We start from the raw sequence: 19,046 nt of genomic DNA on the forward strand, positions 1-19,046 counted from the left end.
CGTCAGGGGAGCAGGCGGTTCCCCTATACCGGGCGGGGACGGCAGCCTGGGTCCCGGCGTGGGGTCAGGAACCGGAGGGGGTCCCGGCTCCGGCAAGGGAACGGGCTCGGGTGTAGGCCCGGGTTCGCGGGTCGGATCCGGGCTGGGGCCGCGGGTGGGGTCGGGGTGCGAAGGGTCCGGCGGGAACCCGCTCATGGTCAAGCACTCCTTCGACGTGGCGAATGGTGTGGTCTGGGGCTCTCCGGGATGGACGAGGGATACCAGTTGGCGTCCCATCCGGCACTCCGGTAGTCGATGGGCAGATTATCCGGATCCGGCGGGTCAGGAAGTTTCCGCCTGGAGGCCGGCTTGAGCTGCGAGCCGGTTGCCGAAGGTTCTTTCCTCTGTGATTCTGTGTGCATGCTATCCCTCCCGGTAGCTCCAGAATTGGTGTTGCGGGCGCTGATCCTCATTCGGGGATCTCCATGCGGAAGCCGCAATGGCATCCAAGGATGCGGGTGTTGATGAGAACCTCGTACATCCTCAATTGACTGCCGGGCCTTAGGACCAAGGGGGCCTGGATCCGACGCAGCTCGCAGCTCTTGGTTTTCATGGGCTCGCCACAGTGCAGGTACTGGCCGCCGAACTGAAGCACCCCCTGGGTCACGCCTGGGCGATTCAGTACCAGCGCCACCCTCTGGACGGATGCAACCTGTTGGTAGGAGTACCTGCAGGCGTGGCACTCGTAGGTGACTTCAACCATGTTGGGCGCGGGTGGATAGTGCGATTGGATGGAATTCACCAGCAGGTTCTTGTCCGAGTCGCAGTGGTGGCACCACAAAGGCTCATCGGGCGGTTGGTGTGCTTCATCCGGAACTCTGGACGCTGGCTGGGCCGGCATGGGTCTGTACCTCGGCATCGAAAAAAATGCGGCACGCCCGTCTGCTTGAGCTAAAAGCCTGGGTCCTGTGATGGGGACTTTAGCTAGATTGTGCACATAGGTGCACCGCAGATGCAAGGATTTTGTGGGCATCCCCAGAGAGGTGACAAGCTGAACCCGGACGACCGTAAACTAAGGCATGAGCGAAATGAACGTTGACTTGGTGCTGCCTGATGCCGCCTCAGCGCCTGACGACGATTCGGTACCTGAGCGGCTCCAAGACCTCGTCATCGACAGCGAGGACGTAGGCGGATTCCTGGCAGAACTAGCCGTTTTTTCGGCAGCGGCTGTGTCCCAGGCTGTTGGCACGGCTGTGCATTGCGGCATCACCCTCAGCCGTCGGCGACGCACGGCAACGGTGGCCGGAAGCACCCCCGAAGCCAGGTTGATCGACGAAATTCAGCAGGCGTACGGGGACGGGCCGTGCCTGGAAGCGATGCGAAGCCGTGCCACCGTGCACGTTCCGGACACCTCCTCCGAAGAGCGGTGGCCGGAATACTGCGCCGTCATCGCCGAGCGAGGTCATCTGTCGGCACTCTGCGTCCCCTTGGAGTTGGACGAAGGCGCCACTGCTGCACTGAACTTCTTCGCACCCCAGGCCGGCGTCTACGACGAAGCCACCATCCGAAACTGCGAGCTGTACGCAAGCCAGGCCGAACGCTCGCTCCGGTTGGCGGTGCGCATCGGAGTGAAGCAGCAGCACGCTGACGATCTCCAGGACGCCATGCAGTCCCGGACTGTCATCGACTTGGCCTGCGGCATCATCATGGGGCAGAACCGCTGCACCCAGGAAGAGGCGTTCCAGATCCTCAAGAAGGCGTCAAGCACCCGGAACCAGAAGCTCCGGGACGTCGCGGAGTCCCTGGTCACCAGTGTGGCCAAGCAAGCGCCCGTGGCCCATTTCGAGGCCTGAAGGCCCTTCAGCGATCGTTGGCTCGCAGTTTCCGGTAGCAGTCCGTGGCCAATCCGTGACTTGTGACCCGCGCCACTGGTGAACTACATTTTAGGTGGGTTAAGCAGATAGCCCTTGGAGCCTCATGTCACCTGGTGCCATCTCGGATGGTCCAAGAACTGCACTTTTAGCCGTGGCCGCTATCGGCCGGCTCTCCGTGCACGCATGCGGGCTCCTTGGAGAAGTAAAAGGAGAATGGCAATGACGCTTGGATCCCTGCCCGTCCCGAAGCCTGCCAGAGGGACGGATCCCGCAACCGATGAGACCGGAGCGCGGCCGTGGTGCACAGTGTGCGGCACTGATTCGTACATTTTTGTTGAAACGGTGGTTGAAGCCCAACCCAACCAGTCCGAGGTAGTAGAAGTCAGCTACACCTGCAGCGAGTGCGACACGTTCTATGCCCACCCTGTCCGCTTGGAGGCCTTGGTGCCTGAGATCCAACGGGAATTTCTTTCCACGTCCGCAGCGGGACTCTGGTTCAGCTGCACCCATTGCGGCGATCCCATGACCTTGGGACGTCCCACCGAGCGGGTGATTGCGGCGCCCCGGACCACAGACGATCCGGACAGCCCCAGCCTCCTGGAGGTCTACTTGCAGACGCAGGTGCTGCACTGCCGTTGCGGTTTCCAAATGGAGGTTCCACGCCACGTTGGATGACCGCCGTCTCTGAATAATCAACAGCGGGAGGGTGGCTATGCGCACGTTTGGTGTTGAAGAGGAACTGTTGATCGCGGATCCCGCGGACGGCACTCCCTTGGCGCTGGCCGCAGACATCCTGGACGTGGCGGCTCCCCTCTACGGGGATGCAACCGGAGTAACTACCGCAGAAACAACTGCAGAGAACGCGACGTTGAAGTCGGAGTTCAAGCAGGAGCAGGTGGAAGTCAACTCGCGTCCTTGCCGGACAGCGGCCGAACTCAAAGCCGAGATCCGCGCCGGGCGGGCATTGTCCGACAAAGCCGCCCGGGCCGTGGGCGCGCGTGTCGCGGCGTTGGCCACCCCACCTGTTTTCCACGCCACGCCCACCATGGGCAACCAGCGGTACGCGGCGATGGGGACGGAATTTGGCTTGATTTCGCGTGAGCAGCTCACCTGTGGTTTCCACGTCCATGTGTCCATCGAATCACCGGAAGAAGGGGTCGCAGTCCTTGACCGGATGAGGCACTGGCTGCCGGTCCTCCTGGCCCTGAGCGCCAATTCTCCTTTCTGGATGGGAGCCGACACCGGCTTCGCCAGCTACCGCACGCAGATCTGGAACAGGTGGCCCACGGCCGGCCCCATGGACGTCTTCGGTTCAGCGGAGGGCTACCAAGCGATACTGTCCGAGCTGCTGGGGACAGGTGTTCCGTTGGATGAGGGCATGATCTACTTCGATGCCCGTCTCTCCAGGGGGCACCCCACCGTTGAGCTGCGGATCGCCGACGTTTGCCTCTACGCCGAAGACGCCCTCACCATCGCCGTCATTGCCCGTGCCCTGGTGGAGACATCAGCGGCTGAATGGCGGCAGGGAAAACCGGCGTCAAGCACGTTGACGCCGGTCATCCGCATGGCGAACTGGAAGGCCAGCCGCTTTGGCATCAACCAGCAGTTGTTGCACCCGATGGAACAGCGGCCCTACCCCGCTGCGGACGTTGTGGGCGCCCTGCTCCGGCACGTTCGTGTGGCCTTGACGGGGGCCGGCGACCTCGCGCTCGCCCGGGCGGGCGTGGCCAACATCCTTCGCCGGGGCACCGGCGAACGGCTGCAACGCCAGGCCTACAGCCAGCGGCGCAGGTTGTCCGACGTCGTGTCCGCCGCCATCGCCTCGACGCATCAGGATGGCGAAAGGTCCGACGCCGGACTGCTGAGTCTGTGACCAACGGCCCGCTGGGTTTTGGCCGGGAAAGCGGTCGTCAGCGGAAACCCACCGCCAGCGGCAGCCACCGCCGCCAGCCCTGGTTGTTCAGCCCTGATTGATGCGGATCATGTTGCCGGAGGGATCGCGGAAGGCGCAGTCGCGCGGACCCCATGGTTGGTCGATCGGCTCCTGGAGAACCTCGGCGCCGGACGCGCGGAGCTTCTCGAAGGTGCCGTCCAGATCATCCGTGGTGAACACCAGCATGGGCATGACGCCTTTGGTCAGCAGTTCCTGGATGGCATCGCCATCGGCTTGTGAGCGGCCGGCGTGCGGCGGGGAAAGAACCAGTTCAAGGTCCGGCTGGGCATCGCTGCCGATGGTGACCCAACGCTGGCCGTCCGAGCCGACGTCGTTCCGGACGTCGAAACCCAATGCGTCGCGGTAGAAGGCGAGCGACTCATCCACATCGTTGACAGTGACATGTGCGTACTTCAAGGAAATGTTCATGAATCACACGCTATTGCAGCTGTGACGTGGGCGCTTCTTCAATCCTGCTCAGTATTTCAGGAGCGGGAGTCCTGCCTTTGCCGGTTCTTTCAGGGCGGGTGTGCTGTTTCGCGATGCAGTTGGGCATGGCCTTGACCGCGTGGTGTTCGCGGGAGCGGTACTCGCTGGGGTTGATGCCCACGATTTCCGTGAAGCGCGTGCTGAAGGATCCCAAGGAAGTACAGCCCACTTCCATGCAGGCGTCCGTGACGCTGGTCCCCGCCCGAAGCAGGGCCATGGCCCGTTCGATCCGCCGGGTCATGAGGTAGTTGTAGGGCGATTCTCCGTAGGCGGCTTTGAACTGGCGGGAGAAATGCGCGGGCGACATGAGGGCGCCGGCGGCCATGGTGGGCACGTCCAACGGACGCGCATACTCGCGGTCAATGAAGTCGCGGGCGCGCCGCAGATGGGCCAGGTTGGCCAGTTCCTGCGGAGTCATGGCGCCAGTCTACTAGGCTCATGCCCATGGATTCAGTGGTGTGGTCAAAACCCGAAAACCAGCGCAAGGGCACTCCATTGCTGGTGATGATGCACGGGTACGGGACCAGCGAACAGCGTATGGTGGACCTCTTTCCGCATTTACCCGGCGAGTTCACGTGCGCTGCGCTTCGCGGCCCCAAGGTGATCGGCGACCATTACGGTTGGTTCCTGCTGGACTATTTCCTGACCAACGACTTCGCTGACGTCATAGCGTCCACCAACTCGGTGTTCAACTGGATCAACTCCGTCAAGGACAACCACAGCAGCGTCAGCCTGCTGGGCTATTCGCAGGGCATGGCCATGGCCAGCACGCTGCTGCGCTTGCGGCCCCACGCCTTCAAGGCCACGGTGGGCCTGTCCGGATTTGTGCTGGACAACGACCTCCTTGCCCTGAGCGAGTCCTTCGACACCCCGCCGCCGTTCTTCTGGGGCCGGGACAAGGCCGATCCCGTGATCAACGAGGACGCCATTGCCCACACTGCGGAGTGGCTGGAGGCCAACGTCGCCCTGACTTCACGGACCTATCCTGGCATGGGCCACAGGATCGAGCCGCCTGAGCTGGTGGATGTCAGCGCGTTCCTGAAGTTCTACGTTCTGGGTTAGCGCTCTGGGGTGGAGCCCCGGATTAGAAGGCATTCGGGCTCCGTAATCAATCCCATGGTGAGATTCGCGTCACAATTTCGCATTCGACTGCACTCTATTGAATGACAAAATTGTAAGCGCTTACACTTTTGGCTGGTGACCCGGTGCGGGTCTCACGTGAAGGCGTCAGGCGAGCAGGGAAAGGGTTGAGGCCGTGTTGCATGGTTAGGACTCACAGGGCGACAATCCAGGACGTAGCAGTCCTCTCCGGGTTGTCCATTTGCACGGTATCCCGGGCACTCAGGAACCTCCCCAATGTTTCTGAAAGGGCGCAACAGCAAGTAGCCGGCGCCGCCGCCAAGCTCGGCTACAAGGCATCGGCCGCAGCGTCCAGGCTGGCGGGCGGGAGCACCGGCCAGGTGGCCATAGTGGCCCCGACTGCCACGGCGTGGTTCTTCGCCCAGGCCGTGGAAGCGGCAGAAGAGGTCTTCGGCGACAGCGGCTACCACACCGTCCTCATCAGCCTGCGCAACAAAGCCAGCGTGCGGAGGGAGTTCTTCGCCGACCTGGCCAACCTGGCGCAGAGAGTGGACGGGCTGCTCTTGCTCAACATTGACTTGGCGCCCGGAGAAGTAGAGGCGCTGGAAGCCTCCGGGCTGGCAACAGCCAGCGTGGGTATGGTAAATGTTCCGTGGGACAATGTAGGTATCGATGACGAACACGCGGCCTGGCAGGCAACCCAACACCTGCTGGGGCTGGGCCATTGGGACTTGGCCGTTCTCTCGAGCAATGAACATCCCGTTGTTACTGAGACTCCACGGTTCCGCGGCTTCAGGCGTGCGCTGGATGAACACCACCTCACCGTCCACCCGGACCTTGTGGTGGGTGCCGGGCCAAGCATCGACGACGGCAGGCGGGCAATGACGGAACTCATCGCCCGTGGTGCCAGGCCCACGGCGGTGTTTGCCCATTGTGATGAAGCAGCGTTCGGTGCGTTGACGGCGCTCCGCGACCATGGTTTGTCCGTGCCCAAGAACGTGTCAGTGATCGGAATCGACAACCACCCCATGAGCGGGTTCCTTGGCTTGAGCACCGTGGCGCAGCCCGTGGCAGACCAAGGCGCCTTCGCCGCAAACCTGCTGTGCGAACGACTCCTGAATACTGAAAACCCCCATCAACCCTCCAACCACCTGCTCGATACCAAGCTCATCGAACGCAAAACCACGCGCCACAAGCGCTGAACGGAATACTGCACATGACTGATCTTCGTAATGCCTGGACGGGCGCTTCGGCGCTGTTGTTCGACCTCGACGGCGTGCTGACGCCCACTGCCGTGGTGCACGAGCATGCGTGGCAGGAACTGTTCGACGGTTACCTGACCCGGACGGGACACCCGCAGGGGTATCAGGCGAGCGATTATTTCGACCACATTGACGGCAAGCCGCGGTTCGATGGGGTCCGGGATTTCCTGGCATCGCGCGGCATTACGTTGCCCGAAGGCCCGGTCCATGACGATCCGGACAACCAGACTGTGCAGGGCCTGGGCAACCGCAAGAATGCCATCTTCAACGAGATCGTGAATTCCCGCGGTGTTGAACCGTACGAAGGCTCGGTCAAATTCATCAATGCAGCGGTGGAGTTGGGCCTGAAGGTGGCGGTGGTCTCTTCCTCCCGGAATGCCCCCGCCGTCCTGAAGGCCGCCGGGCTGGACCACCACTTCGAGGTGGTGGTGGACGGTCAGGTGGCTGCCGCCGTGGGGCTTCCCGGCAAGCCGGACCCTGCCACCTATGTCTACGGTGCGGGCCTGCTGGGCGTGCCTGTGCAGGAATGCATTGTGGTGGAGGATGCGGTGTCCGGTGTGCAGGCCGGCGCAGGCGCCAACTTTTACGCCGTGATCGGCGTGGACCGCGGCGCGGGCCGCCAGACGCTTCTGGACGCCGGCGCCACGCTGGTGGTCGACGACCTCAACGATCTTCTCTGACCCTACTTTTTAGAAGGACTTCAACCGCCCATGGCACTCATCAGCTCCGATCGGCTGCGTTTCCCCTGCGAGCCCTGGAAACTCGTGGAGAATATCCACGTCCCCGGTGACGAGGGAACGCTGGAAACGCTGTTCGCGCTTGGCAACGGCCACCTTGGTATCCGTGGCTCGCACTCAACAGCGGGCGACGGCGAACTTCCCGGCACGTTCATCAACGGTTTCCACGAGATCTGGGACATCAAGCACGCCGAGAATGCCTACGGTTTCGCCCGGACCGGCCAACGGATCGTCTACGTTCCGGATGCCAACAACTTCACGGTGTCCATCGATGGCGAGGCCCTGAGCCTGGCTGAGTCCACCGTGACGGATTACCGCCGCAGCGTGGACTTTTCCACAGGCGTGTACGAAGAGAGCATCACCTGGGCGTGCCGTTCGGGCGCGACCGTCACCACGCTGGAGCGCCGGGCGGTGGGATTCGATTCGCGCGGATGCCTCGGCCTGGAACTGTCCCTGACAGCTGACCGGGACGTGTCCGCGGACATCACCTCCGGCGTCGTGAACCGTCAGGACCAGCCTGTGGAGGACCAGTCGGCCCACGACCCGCGCCGTTCGGGCCGGCACGCCGGCCGGGTCCTGCTGCCGCTGCACCTGCAGGGTTCCGACGGTTCGCTGCGCCTTGCGTGGGAAACCGCCGAATCGCGCCAGCGCGTGGCCATGGCCGTGGATCACTGGATCTCCGCCGAAGGCCAGCCATTCGAGACGTTGGTGGGCGAGGACGACTCATCCGTCCGCTACGTTCTGGCAATCCACGACGGCGACACGTTCCGTTTGGAGAAAACGGTCAGTTACCTGGTGGCAGGCGCCACGGATGCCGAAGACCGTGGCGAAAGCCTCGCCTTGGATGCCGAAGCAAACCTCGTGCCGTTCGCCGATATCCTGGCCCAGAGCAAAGCGCACTATGACGAATACTGGACCACGGCCGACATCCTGATCGGTGGCCAGCCGGAGATGCAGCAGGCAGTTCGGTGGGGACTGTTCCAGCTGGCGCAGGCCACTGCCCGTGCCGGTGTGGCGGGAATCCCCGCGAAGGGCGTGAGCGGTTCCGGCTACGAAGGCCACTACTTCTGGGACCAGGAAATCTACCTCCTGCCGTACCTGACATACACCAATCCTTGTGGTGCCCGGAAGGTCCTGGAATCGCGGCACGCCATGCTGCCCGACGCCCGGGTGCGGGCCAAGGAGCTCAGCGTGGACGGTGCACTGTTCCCATGGCGGACCATCAACGGCCTTGAAGCCAGCGCCTACTACGCCGCCGGCACGGCCCAGTTCCACATTGCCGCGGCCATCGCCTTCGCGGCCAACCGCTATGAATGGGCCAGCGCAGATACCACCTTCCGCGGGGAGCTGGGTGCCGACCTGCTGATCGAGACAGCACGCATGTGGGCCTCGCTGGGCTTCTTCGGCAAGGACGGCATGTTCCACATCCACGGCGTCACCGGCCCGGATGAGTACACGGCCGTGGTCAATGACAACCTGTACACCAACGTGATGGCGCGCTTTAACCTTCGCGCAGCCGCGGCGTTGGAGCACAAGGGCATCGCTGACACCGAGCGTTTGGTGTGGCGCCAGGCAGCAGAGCGGATGTTCCTCCCGTACGATCCGCACCTGCAGCTCCACAGCCAGGACAACGACTTCATGACACTGGAGCCGTGGGACTGGAACACACCAAAGTCCAAGTACCCGCTTCTGCTGAACTTCCACCCGTTGGTGATCTACCGGCACCAGGTCCTCAAGCAGGCCGATACCGTGCTGGCGATGTTCCTTCAATGGCAGGACTTCTCGGCCGAGGAAAAGCAACGCGCTTTCGACTTCTACGATCCCATTACCACGGGCGACTCCACCTTGTCCGCCTGCGTGCAGGGCATCATGGCCGCCGAGGTGGGGTACGGCGACGTCGCGCTCCAGCACTTCACCGAGGCGCTGTTCATCGACCTCGACAACTCGCACGGCAACACGATCGACGGCGTCCACATCGCCTCCACCGGAGGGATCTGGAGCTCCTTGGTCAGTGGTTTCGCCGGCATGCGGGACCAGGGCGAGCTGCTGCGCTTCGACCCGCGCCTGCCTGTGGAGTGGGAAGGCCTGTCCTTCCGGCTCAAGGTCCAGGGACGCCTGCTGGCCGTTGACCTGGCACAGGGTTCCATCGCGCTGACACTCATCTCCGGGCCGGACTACAGCGACGAGCCGCTGCACGTGAACGTGCGGGAAAACGTTGTCATGGTCGGTGCGGATACCGTCCTGGTTTCGCTGGAAACGGTACCGGTGCCACCGCCGTCGATCTTCCCCAGCGTCTTCCCGACGGCGGGACTTCCGATCCTCCGGTAGTCTTCAGGCTGCGCGTGGCTACTGGAGCCGTGAGCTACTTGGACGCAAGGTCCATGGTGGTCAGGCGCAGCCACAACCACAGCCGTTTTTGCGGATCCGCCAGGTCCAGGTTGAAGTCCTCGGCCAGGCGGGTCACGCGGTAGCGGACGGTGTTGTTGTGGACATGGAGTTGGGCGGCCATGGCCGAGATGTTTCCGTTGCTCGCCAGGTAGGCGCGGAGGGTGTCCAGGTAATCCGTTTTCTGCTCGGCGTCCCGGGCCTGGATACTGGCGATTTCGTCTGTGCCGCCCAGCCCGTTCTCCTCAATGAATGCCCCGATCTTCATCAGGTTCAACGGGATCTGGAAGTCCTCATAAAGGGCCACTCCCGGTACCTTCCCGGTGCCGGCCGCCTTTCCGCCGCGCGCCTGCAGGTTCAGCAGGTGGTTCATCGTCTGGACGGCCTCGGACCGGGACCGGGGTAGGTCCTCGATTCCTTGGGCTATGCCCCCCACTGTGGCGATGACCGGGAACGGGCTGATGGTGTGGGAGTACGCCTCAATTTCCTGGATGATCCGCCCATGCACGGCCCGGGGCGAAGTCCCCTTGCAGGGCAGGAGTGCGTAGACCACCGAGCCGAGCAGGGCGCTGTGCCCGGTGCCGAACTGCACGTTGCTGACGGTGGTCACCAACTGCAGCAGCCGGTGGATGTCGCGCACGGATTCCAGGCTTCCGGTCTCAGGGCGGACGATCGAGAAAGCGGCCACGGCCAAACCGTTGGCGGCATCCAGGCCCAGTTGGGCGGCGGCGAACGGGGCATGCGGAGCGTCGTCCATGAGCGTCCGGATGAGGTCCGCATTGCGGCGCTCCCCGAAGTCCGAGGCGGATCGGGCATGCAGCATGTGCAAACCGGCCAACGGCGCCATCCTGTCCAGTGCATTCAGTGCCGCAGCCCGGTTTTCCTGGCCGGGATCGATGATCCAGATGGAACCGAGCAGCTCACCCCCAGCCCGGACGGCCAGCGCAAGGCGGGCCATGCCGTCGTCGGGCGCTGGCACCAGAACCGCTCCCGGGGCGGCGTAGACGATCTTGAAATCCTGGTCGAAAGCCGGCGGTATGGTTTCCTCCAGGGTGAGCGTGGTGATGCGCCGGAGCTCATCGATGGGCTGGCCAGGCAAGGTGGAATAGCCGAGGATCCTGCCAAGCGGATCCACGATGCTCGCGGCGCCGTTGGTGATGGAGGCCGCGGCGTTGGCGAAAGCGTAAAGATCTCCCAGGCGGACCCCGGCCACCGTGTCGGCTGCTGCACCCATGACAGAGGCCCTGGCCAGTGCCACCAGCCGCGTCCAATCCGCGTCATCAGGTGCCACCAGCACGGACAGGCTGTACCCAAGGGCAGCCCCGCGCAGCTGCTCCATCTTGGCGCCATGTGCTTTGACGATCACCGCGGCGGCGTTGCTGTTTGCTGCCCTGTGGAGGAGTTGATCAAAATCCGGTGAGCCGTAGGTGCATCCGACGGCCAGGATGATGCGGTCATCCACGCTGGACCAGTGGTCCAGGGGGTCGTACATCAACACGTCCGAGACGGGGTGTCCCAGGTTCTCCGGCGTGGGGTTGGCATGCACCAGTTCCGCTTGCATCAATTGAATGCAATCGGACAACCGAACCACGGATTGCTGGATTCCTGATTGCTGACCCGTGTCCATATGTGGACGTTATCACAAGGCCTGTCAGCATCTTATAGAGGAATTCACATATAGCACGGGAGAGATCTGCGTCACTATTGGGAAAGGAGCTGGGCGGGTAACCCAGCAGGAACCCAGAGGACCAATTCCATGAAACTCAAGGACATCAAGGCGCTCGCCTCGGTGCAGCGACCAGCCCGTTCCGTCGCAGAACGACTGTCCCGGAAGTGCTACAGCGTGGAAGACATGCGCAAGCTGGCAGCCAAGCGCCTGCCCAAGAGCATCTTCGAATACATCGAAGGTGGAGGCGACGACGAGGTCTCACTGCGCCGCAACCAGTCGTCGTTCCACGACTGGTCCTTCCTCCCCAAATGGGGATCGGTGGAGAACTTCGACCTCACTTCAACCCTCCTGGGCGGACCGGCTTCCATGCCGGTGACCCTCTCGCCCACAGGCGGTACCCGGCTGTTCCACCCGGAGGGAGAGTCCGCGGTGGCCCGGGCGGCGCTCGCTGAGGGAGTTCCCTACGGACTGGCCCACCTCAGCACCACCACCATGGAAGACGTCAGCGCTGCCGCGCCTGGGCTCCGCCGGTGGTTCAACCTGGAACCCACTCCGGACAAGGGCCTCCTGCAAGCCGTCCTGGACCGGGTGTCCAACGCCGGTTACGAAGCACTGCTGGTCAACGTTGATTGCCGGGCCATCGGCCACCGCGAGCGCGACTACCGCAACGGGTTCACCGCACCCCCGTCCATCAAGCCGAAGACGGTGGTGGAGGGCATGTTGCACCCTGCGTGGGCACTGGGATTCCTGGCCAACGACGCCATCGCTTTCCCCAACCTGGATGCAGACGTTCCGGACGGCCCGCTGGCCAGTTCCCCGGACATGTGGCGCACGCTGCTGGCCGGGTCCTATGAGCCCACGGATTGGGACGACATCCAGGATCTGCGGGCCCGCTGGAACGGACCGATCATCCTCAAGGGCGTCGTCAACCCCAACGACGTCGCGCTGGCCGTTGCGCTGGGCATCGACGCCATCCAGGTCAGCAACCACGGAGGACGGCAACTGGACCACATGGCCGCTCCCTTGGATGTCCTTCCGGACATTGTGGACAGGGCAGCCGGCCAGTTGGAAATCATCGTCGACGGCGGCATCCGCCGCGGTTCCGACGTTGTCAAAGCACTGGCGCTCGGCGCGGACGCCTGCTCCATCGGGCGCCCCTACCTTTACGGTTTGGCCGCGGCTGGCGAAGCCGGCGTGGCGCACGTCCTGAAAATGTTCCGATCTGAAATCACCCGCACCATGATGCTCCTCGGAGTCTCCACCATCGAAGAACTGCGGACGGAAGGCCGGGACTTGATCCGGCACCGCAACGAAGCCTTCGCCCGCACCCAACCCACCCGTATCCCCAAGGCCGCCCCCATGGGCCTTGCACCAATGAGGACTCCCTAATGAACAATGTCTTAAGCACCCAGCGAACCAGACGTGCCTTGCCTGCCGTCGTCCTGACAGCAGCGCTCTTGCTGGCGGTGACGGCGTGCAGCCCCACCGGCAACGCATCGGCGTCGGGCCCGTCCGGTGGTTCCGCAGCAGGCGGTACGGGCGTGCCTGCGCTGGAAGTCAACCAAGCCGCCGTCGAGCTTCTGCCGGAGTCCATCAAGGCGTCCAAGGTGCTGCGCGTTGCCATCCCCACCAACGAGCAGCCCACGCAGTTCTACCGTGAAGGTACGCAGGAAATGACCGGAACCAACCCGGACGTGGCCCGTCTCATCGGCGAGGCATTGGGTGTCAAAGTGGACATCCAGGTGGCCAACTTCGACTCCATCATTCCCGGCCTGGCGGCCAACCGCTACGACATGACAGTGTCCTCCATGACCCCCACGGAGAAGCGCATGGAAGTCCTGGACTTTGTTGACTACATGCAGATCGGCAACGCGATCGCCGTACCGAAGGGCAATCCGGCAGGCATCAAGGACGAGAACGCACTCTGCGGCAAGAAGGTAGGGCTGCTGACTGGTTCCTACCAGCTGACCGTGAACGTTCCTTCATACGACGAAGCGTGCGCTGCAGCCGGCAAAGACGCCATCCAGAAGAGCGAATTCCAGGACACCCGGCAGGCCATCTCAGCCTTGACCAGTGGCCGGTTGGACACGGTGCTGGCCGACTCGCCCATCCTGAACTTCGCAGCCACCCAGAACCCGCAGATCGAGATTGCCCGGACGTACGAATTCGCCCCAGTGGGGGTGGGTGTGCCCAAGGATTCCGGCCTGGTGAAATCCGTCTCCGCCGCACTGGATGCCGTGATCAAGAGTGAGTCCTACACCAAGGTCCTCGGGAAGTACGGGCTGGAGACCAGCGCCATCACCGAAGCCCGCGTCAATTTCGCCCAGTAAAGGTGATAACCATGCAAAAGCAACCCTCAGTTCCCGATACCAAGGAGCCGGCCGCAGCGGCTCCGAGTGATTCGATTCCCGTGGTGCCGCTGAAGCATCCAGTCCGTTTGGTGCTGGCTGTGGTCCTCATCCTGGTGGCGCTCAGCGCGGCGTGGGATGTGGCAGTGAACGAACGGTACCGGTGGGACGTGGTGGTGTCCTACCTGTTCGCCCCGCAGATCCTGGCCGGAGCCGGGCTGACCATCCTGCTGACTGTGGTGTCCATGACGGTCGGTATCGCCCTGGGTACGCTGCTCGCGATCATGCGGCTCTCCGAGAACCCCATCCTGAGCACCATCAGCCGCGGCTACATCTGGTTCTTCAGGGGTACGCCCCTGCTGGTCCAGTTGATCTTTTGGTACAACATTGCGGCCCTCTACCCGGTCATTGCCTTCGGGCTTCCGTTCGGTGGACCGTCCATGGTCCTGGGATCGGCCAATGTCCTGATCTCCCCGTTGGGGGCAGCCCTGCTGGGGTTGTCCTTGAACGAGGCCGCCTACATGGCGGAGATCATCCGTGGCGGCATCGGTTCCGTGGACAAGGGCCAGTACGACGCCGCCCGCGCTTTGGGTATGAGCGGCGGGAAGCTCATGAACCGGGTGATCCTGCCACAGGCCATGCGCGTGGTGCTGCCGCCCACCGGCAACCAGGTCATCTCCATGCTGAAGGGCACGTCCCTGGTGAGCGTCCTGGCGATCTCGGACCTGCTCTACTCGGCGCAGATCATCTATGCGAACAACTACCAGACCATTCCGCTGTTGATTGTTGCCAGCGTCTGGTACCTGCTCATGACCACCGTCCTGAGCTTCTTCCAAAACAAACTCGAACGCAGGTACGGGCGCGGTTTCGACTCAGCGCCGCGACGAACCCGCAAGCCCAAGACAAGGACAGCATGATGACTACGGCCATGGTGGAAGCCCGGGGAGTCCGGAAAAACTTTGGTGTTGTCGAAATCCTGAAAGGCATTGACCTCAGGGTTGAAAAGGGATCCGTGACCTGCCTGATTGGCCCGTCCGGTTCCGGCAAGACCACGTTCCTGCGGTGTATCAACCACCTTGAAAAAGTTGACGCCGGCAGGCTCTACGTCGACGAGCACTTGGTGGGCTATACCGAGCGCAACGGGAAGCTCTACGAGATGAAGGAACGCCAAACCGCCCGCTCACGGCTCAACGCGGGCATGGTGTTCCAGCGCTTCAACCTCTTCCCGCACATGACCGTGCTGGAGAACATTATTGAAGCGCCGGTGCACGTTCTTGGCCGGCCCCGCCGTGAGGTGGTGGTGGAAGCGCAGACCTTGCTGGACCGTGTTGGCCTGGGCAACCGGGGACACTCCTATCCGCAGGAACTCTCCGGGGGGCAGCAGCAGCGCATCGCAATTGCCAGGGCGCTGGCCATGAAGCCCAAACTGATGCTCTTCGACGAACCCACATCCGCGCTTGACCCCGAACTGGTGGGCGAAGTCCTGGACGTCATGAAATCCCTCGCCGAGGCCGGGATGACCATGGTGGTGGTCACCCACGAGCTGGGGTTCGCCCGGCAAGTGGCCGATCAAGTGGTGTTCATGGACGGCGGCGTGGTGGTGGAAAGCGGCCCGCCCGAGCAAGTGCTGGGCAGCCCCCGGCACGAACGCACCAAGGCGTTCCTCTCCAAAGTTTTGTAAGCAGCAACGTTCCTTCAGCACCACGAAAGGCATCACCATCATGACCCGTCTCCAAGTGGCAACAGACCTGGCACCAAGCCCGGCCGGCCCTTACTCCCAGGCAATTGTGGCCAACGGGCTCCTGTACACGGCAGGCCAGACGCCGCATGATCCCATCACGGACGAGCGCGTGGGGATCACCATCGAGGAGCAGACCATCCAAGCCATGGAGAACCTGAGGCACGTACTGGGTGCGCATGGCCTGGACTTCTCCCACGTGGTCAAGGCGACCGTCCACTTGCACCATCCGCGCCGGGACTTTGATGGCTTCAATGCCGTCTACGAAAAGTACGTCGTGGCGCCTTACCCGGCGCGGACCACCGTAGGTTCGTTCCTGGGCGACTTCCTGGTGGAGATCGACGTCGTAGCGGCCATCCCGTAACCACCCGCCCCCGGCAGGAACGTCCACCACCTTTCACGCGGCCCCGTCCGATGCATGCCACAGCGCATTGGGCGGGGCCTTCCTTGACTGCGCCCTCAGCCCAGCCGCGTCATGTCAGTCCAGGCAGCTCCATCTTGCTGTTCCATCCCTTGAAAGGCCGCCATGTCAGCCCAAACAATGCCCTACCCAAACCGCGGTGACCCGGCTTCCGCGGAACCGCTGTGCGACCAACAGTTGCTGGCCATGGTGCGTGGAGGTGATGTTGCCGCCTTCGGCGAGCTGTTCATTCGGTACCGGAGGGTGGGAGGGTTCGTGGCCCGCGCGGAGTCAGACAACCCCAGTGACGCCGCAGACATTGTGGGTGAAGCGTTTGCCGCCGTCTTCCAAGCGATCATCGAGGGCAGGGGGCCTGTGGAGTCGTTCCGGCCCTACCTGCTGACTACCATCCGCAGGATGGCCCACCGAAAGAACCAGACGTCGGCCCGACTCGCCCTCACTGAGTCCGGCACGGTGGATGCACTGGCGTTTACCGGTGACGATCACGTCCTGGGCACCCACGAGACCATCATTTTGGTGCAGGCCTTCCGTGAACTTCCCCGGCGCTGGCAGGACGTGCTCTGGTTCGTCGACGTTGAGGGCCTCAAGCCGGCGCAGGCCGGCCCGTTGCTGGGGCTGACCCCGAATGCCCTGTCCGCTTTGGCAATGCGCGCACGCGAGGGGCTCCGGCAGATGTACCTGCAGAAGCATGTGGGCGAGCCCACCATTCAGTCCTGTGCACACTATCTGAGGCATTTCGGCAGGTACGTCCGCAACGGTTTGAGCGGAAATGCGCACGCCAGAATAAAGCAGCACACGGATCACTGCATCCACTGTTCAGCTGTCTTGGCGGAACTCCGGGAGCTTCAGGCTTCCATGCGGACCACGACGAACAACTAGCTGTCCCAGCGCGTACTAGCCGGCCTGGGGGCTGACTTGCTCCTCAACAGGGGCTTGGTTCCCACCCGATGCCTGATTCCCCACCAAACGTCGACGCTCCAGCTCGCAGTTGATCAGATCCAGCAGCGCCTGCGCCGGTTCGGACAAGTGGTGTGTGTCCGGTGACCCGAGTTGGTCGCAATGGACCAGCACGTGGCGGATTCGTTCCAGCTCCCGCGACGGCACCAACGGCCAGCGGTGGAACAACTGCCGGACGGCTATTGCTCCGAGGAGGGCGTCGGGTTTGTTGGCCACGCCGTGATTTCCATGGGTGGCAGCTGCCCTGCGTCTGGCAATGCTGGCTGCGGAGAGCACCACGCCATGGGCCATGAGATTCTCGGCCTTGAGTGAGTTCGGGGCCATGGGGCACCTCCCCGGGGTAGGGCGAAGGAAGCCGGCTGCGTGACTTTGAAATTAGCTTACAGAATGTGACTTATGTCATGTCAATAATTACGCGAGATATCCGCCGTCGTGATCTGAAGTTCAGTTCCGCGGCGCGGAGGCGCCGCCACCCTGGCGGCGTGACGGCGCCGAGGGTTCAGCCCAGGTGAACGTGCGGGGTGTCGCTGGTTCCGCTGAAGGTCTTGCGGTCAATCCTGATCAGGAGGAGTGCGAGCGGGGCTATCAAGACCGCCACCCCGGCCGCCCAAAGGAACACCATCGAATAGCCCGAGGTGAGCGCCGCCAAGGGCTCGCCGCCGGCGGCCGTAGTGGTAGCGGCCGCGGTGGCAGCCGCCGCGATGGCACTGAAGAGTGCGATGCCCAGCGATCCGCCGATCTGCTGCGAAGCGTTGACCAGGGCGCTGGCCACCCCGGCGTCGTCCTTGTCCACGCCGAAGAGAGCCAGGTTCTGCATGGGGACGAAGACCAGGCCCAGCCCGATGCCCATGAGGATCAACGCAGGCAACATGTTCACCGCATACGTGCCGTCGGAGGTGACCTGTGTGAGCCACAGCATGGCTGCGGCCATGAAGACCGGACCAAGTGCGCTGGGTACCTTGGCGCCCAGTCGGGGCAGGTTCTTCGCCACGATGCCCGCCGTGATGATCAGCACCACTGTCATGGGCAGGGACGCGATTCCGGCCGCGAACGGGGCGAAGTGCAGAACGATTTGGAGGTAGAAGTTGATGAACAGGATGCCGCCGATCAGCACTGCCCCGGCAAGGAAAGACGCCAGGAATGCGGCGGCGCGGTTGCGTTCGGTGGCGACGCGCAACGGAAGCAGCGGGTTCTTGACCTTGCGTTCGACGCCGACGAAAAGTACCAGCAACAGCGCGCCTGCTGCGATAAAGCCCCAGGATTCCACCGCACCCCAGCCGTGTTCGGCGTTGGCGAAGCCGTAGACCAGGGAACCCAGGCCCAAAGCGGCAAGAGCGACGCCGGGCCAGTCGTATTTGGTGGAGCCTCCCGCTTTGCTTTCGCCCACCAAAGTCCACACTCCGATCAGCGCGATGACTGCGATGGGTACGTTGACGAAGAAGCACCACCGCCACGAGACGAATTCGGTGAGGAAGCCGCCCAGCAGAACTCCCACTGCTGCGCCGACGCCGCTGATGGAGCCGAAGATGGCGAAGGCGGTGCCGCGGTCCTTGCCGCCGGGAAAGGCCACCGTCAGGAGTGCCAGGGCCGCCGGAGCAAGGAGGGCGGCGAAGATGCCCTGAAGCGCGCGGGCTCCGATGAGTTCCCAGGGCTGCTGGGCCAATCCGCCGATGAGTGATGCCACCGCGAAGCCTGCTGAGGCGGTGATGAAAGTCCGCTTCCGTCCCCAGAAATCGGAAATTCGTCCGCCCAAGAGGAGGAAGGCGCCGAAGACGAGCGCGTACGCAGTGACCACCCAGGATCGGGTGGAATCGCTGATGCCCATTTCCAGTTGGAGGCGGGGGAGTGCCAGGTTCACGATGGTGCCGTCCAGGACCACCATGAACTGGGCGAGGGCCAGGAAGGGCAGTGCCCGCCAGCCGATGTTGCTTTTACCGCCCGGTGGGGCTGGTGTGTTTGCTTGGGCTTGTGCGCCCGATGTCCCCAGTAGTTGTGATGCCACGCGTCACCCATTCTTGAAAGTAGTAATACTTATAAAAGTATAAGTACATTGATGGGAGCGCATAAGTCTGCCGGGCGTGACGTTCGTCCCAGTGGCGCCGTTCCCCTGCGCGTACCTAGGATGGAACAAAACTGCAGGTCGGAGAGGGTCGGTGGCTGTTGTGGGGGAGCAA

The 19,046-nt window shown here is 63.2% G+C and carries 19 protein-coding genes; 13 read left to right on the forward strand and 6 right to left on the reverse strand.

The features are described from left to right. Positions 1-448: 448 nt before the first annotated feature. Entirely contained in the window at positions 449-880 is a 432-nt protein-coding gene (locus AB4Y77_RS13975; RefSeq protein WP_311211631.1) for a hypothetical protein, read from the reverse strand. Positions 881-1,058: 178 nt separating this feature from the next. On the opposite strand from AB4Y77_RS13975, the gene AB4Y77_RS13980 reads away from it, so the two are divergent. The 3 genes from AB4Y77_RS13980 to AB4Y77_RS13990 all read left to right on the forward strand — a co-directional run bounded on the left by AB4Y77_RS13980 (position 1,059) and on the right by AB4Y77_RS13990 (position 3,726). Further along, complete coding sequence (locus AB4Y77_RS13980) at positions 1,059-1,832, forward strand: GAF and ANTAR domain-containing protein (protein ID WP_311211630.1); 774 nt, start codon at positions 1,059-1,061, stop codon at positions 1,830-1,832. Positions 1,833-2,072: 240 nt separating this feature from the next. Next, a complete protein-coding gene (locus AB4Y77_RS13985; protein WP_311211629.1) occupies positions 2,073-2,528 on the forward strand; it encodes a hypothetical protein in 456 nt (151 codons plus the stop codon). Positions 2,529-2,565: 37 nt separating this feature from the next. Beyond that, positions 2,566-3,726: a glutamate--cysteine ligase 2 gene (locus tag AB4Y77_RS13990; protein WP_311211628.1), complete on the forward strand. Its 1,161-nt coding sequence runs from the start codon at positions 2,566-2,568 to the stop codon at positions 3,724-3,726. Positions 3,727-3,813: 87 nt separating this feature from the next. On the opposite strand, the gene AB4Y77_RS13995 is transcribed toward AB4Y77_RS13990, so the two are convergent. Together AB4Y77_RS13995 and AB4Y77_RS14000 are read right to left on the reverse strand one after the other, a co-directional pair. Continuing rightward, complete coding sequence (locus tag AB4Y77_RS13995; protein ID WP_207595927.1) at positions 3,814-4,215, reverse strand: VOC family protein; 402 nt, start codon at positions 4,213-4,215, stop codon at positions 3,814-3,816. 10 nt (positions 4,216-4,225) lie between these two features. Then, the gene (locus AB4Y77_RS14000) at positions 4,226-4,693 is read right to left on the reverse strand and encodes a helix-turn-helix transcriptional regulator (protein ID WP_311211627.1); all 468 of its coding nucleotides are present in this window, start codon (positions 4,691-4,693) and stop codon (positions 4,226-4,228) included. 26 nt (positions 4,694-4,719) lie between these two features. On the opposite strand from AB4Y77_RS14000, the gene AB4Y77_RS14005 reads away from it, so the two are divergent. The 4 genes from AB4Y77_RS14005 to AB4Y77_RS14020 all read left to right on the forward strand — a co-directional run bounded on the left by AB4Y77_RS14005 (position 4,720) and on the right by AB4Y77_RS14020 (position 9,682). After that, complete coding sequence (locus AB4Y77_RS14005; RefSeq protein ID WP_442014428.1) at positions 4,720-5,337, forward strand: alpha/beta hydrolase; 618 nt, start codon at positions 4,720-4,722, stop codon at positions 5,335-5,337. A 200-nt stretch (positions 5,338-5,537) separates the two neighbouring features. After that, a complete protein-coding gene (locus tag AB4Y77_RS14010; RefSeq protein ID WP_311211625.1) occupies positions 5,538-6,557 on the forward strand; it encodes a LacI family DNA-binding transcriptional regulator in 1,020 nt (339 codons plus the stop codon). Positions 6,558-6,571: 14 nt separating this feature from the next. Beyond that, positions 6,572-7,297, forward strand: coding sequence for an HAD family hydrolase (locus AB4Y77_RS14015; RefSeq protein WP_442014368.1), 726 nt, complete (start codon positions 6,572-6,574; stop codon positions 7,295-7,297). 30 nt (positions 7,298-7,327) lie between these two features. After that, positions 7,328-9,682 carry a glycoside hydrolase family 65 protein gene (locus tag AB4Y77_RS14020; protein ID WP_442014369.1) on the forward strand — a complete coding sequence of 785 codons (2,355 nt, stop codon included), beginning with the start codon at positions 7,328-7,330 and terminating at the stop codon, positions 9,680-9,682. Positions 9,683-9,716: 34 nt separating this feature from the next. On the opposite strand, the gene AB4Y77_RS14025 is transcribed toward AB4Y77_RS14020, so the two are convergent. Beyond that, a complete protein-coding gene (locus AB4Y77_RS14025) occupies positions 9,717-11,366 on the reverse strand; it encodes a PucR family transcriptional regulator (protein WP_311211622.1) in 1,650 nt (549 codons plus the stop codon). A gap of 129 nt (positions 11,367-11,495) precedes the next feature. Here AB4Y77_RS14025 and AB4Y77_RS14030 point away from each other — a divergent pair, with 129 nt between their 5' ends. From AB4Y77_RS14030 to AB4Y77_RS14055, 6 genes are all read left to right on the forward strand, one after another. After that, positions 11,496-12,797, forward strand: coding sequence for an alpha-hydroxy acid oxidase (locus AB4Y77_RS14030; protein WP_442014370.1), 1,302 nt, complete (start codon positions 11,496-11,498; stop codon positions 12,795-12,797). Then, positions 12,797-13,738: an ABC transporter substrate-binding protein gene (locus AB4Y77_RS14035; RefSeq protein WP_442014371.1), complete on the forward strand. Its 942-nt coding sequence runs from the start codon at positions 12,797-12,799 to the stop codon at positions 13,736-13,738. The genes AB4Y77_RS14030 and AB4Y77_RS14035 overlap by 1 nt, the downstream gene beginning before the upstream one ends. Before the next feature lie 11 nt (positions 13,739-13,749). Continuing rightward, entirely contained in the window at positions 13,750-14,673 is a 924-nt protein-coding gene (locus AB4Y77_RS14040; RefSeq protein WP_442014372.1) for an amino acid ABC transporter permease, read from the forward strand. Then, positions 14,673-15,437: an amino acid ABC transporter ATP-binding protein gene (locus AB4Y77_RS14045; protein WP_311211785.1), complete on the forward strand. Its 765-nt coding sequence runs from the start codon at positions 14,673-14,675 to the stop codon at positions 15,435-15,437. Before AB4Y77_RS14040 ends, AB4Y77_RS14045 begins: the two co-directional genes overlap by 1 nt. 40 nt (positions 15,438-15,477) lie before the next feature. Then, entirely contained in the window at positions 15,478-15,858 is a 381-nt protein-coding gene (locus AB4Y77_RS14050) for a RidA family protein (RefSeq protein ID WP_311211618.1), read from the forward strand. Positions 15,859-16,020: 162 nt separating this feature from the next. Continuing rightward, positions 16,021-16,794: an RNA polymerase sigma factor gene (locus AB4Y77_RS14055; RefSeq protein WP_311211617.1), complete on the forward strand. Its 774-nt coding sequence runs from the start codon at positions 16,021-16,023 to the stop codon at positions 16,792-16,794. 15 nt (positions 16,795-16,809) lie between these two features. On the opposite strand, the gene AB4Y77_RS14060 is transcribed toward AB4Y77_RS14055, so the two are convergent. After that, a complete protein-coding gene (locus AB4Y77_RS14060) occupies positions 16,810-17,196 on the reverse strand; it encodes a hypothetical protein (protein ID WP_442014373.1) in 387 nt (128 codons plus the stop codon). A 175-nt stretch (positions 17,197-17,371) separates the two neighbouring features. Further along, positions 17,372-18,874, reverse strand: a complete 1,503-nt coding sequence (locus AB4Y77_RS14065; RefSeq protein WP_442014374.1) for an MFS transporter — start codon at positions 18,872-18,874, stop codon at positions 17,372-17,374. Positions 18,875-19,046: the final 172 nt, after the last annotated feature.

Source organism: Paenarthrobacter sp. YAF11_1 (assembly GCF_052113445.1).
Classification (GTDB): domain Bacteria; phylum Actinomycetota; class Actinomycetes; order Actinomycetales; family Micrococcaceae; genus Arthrobacter.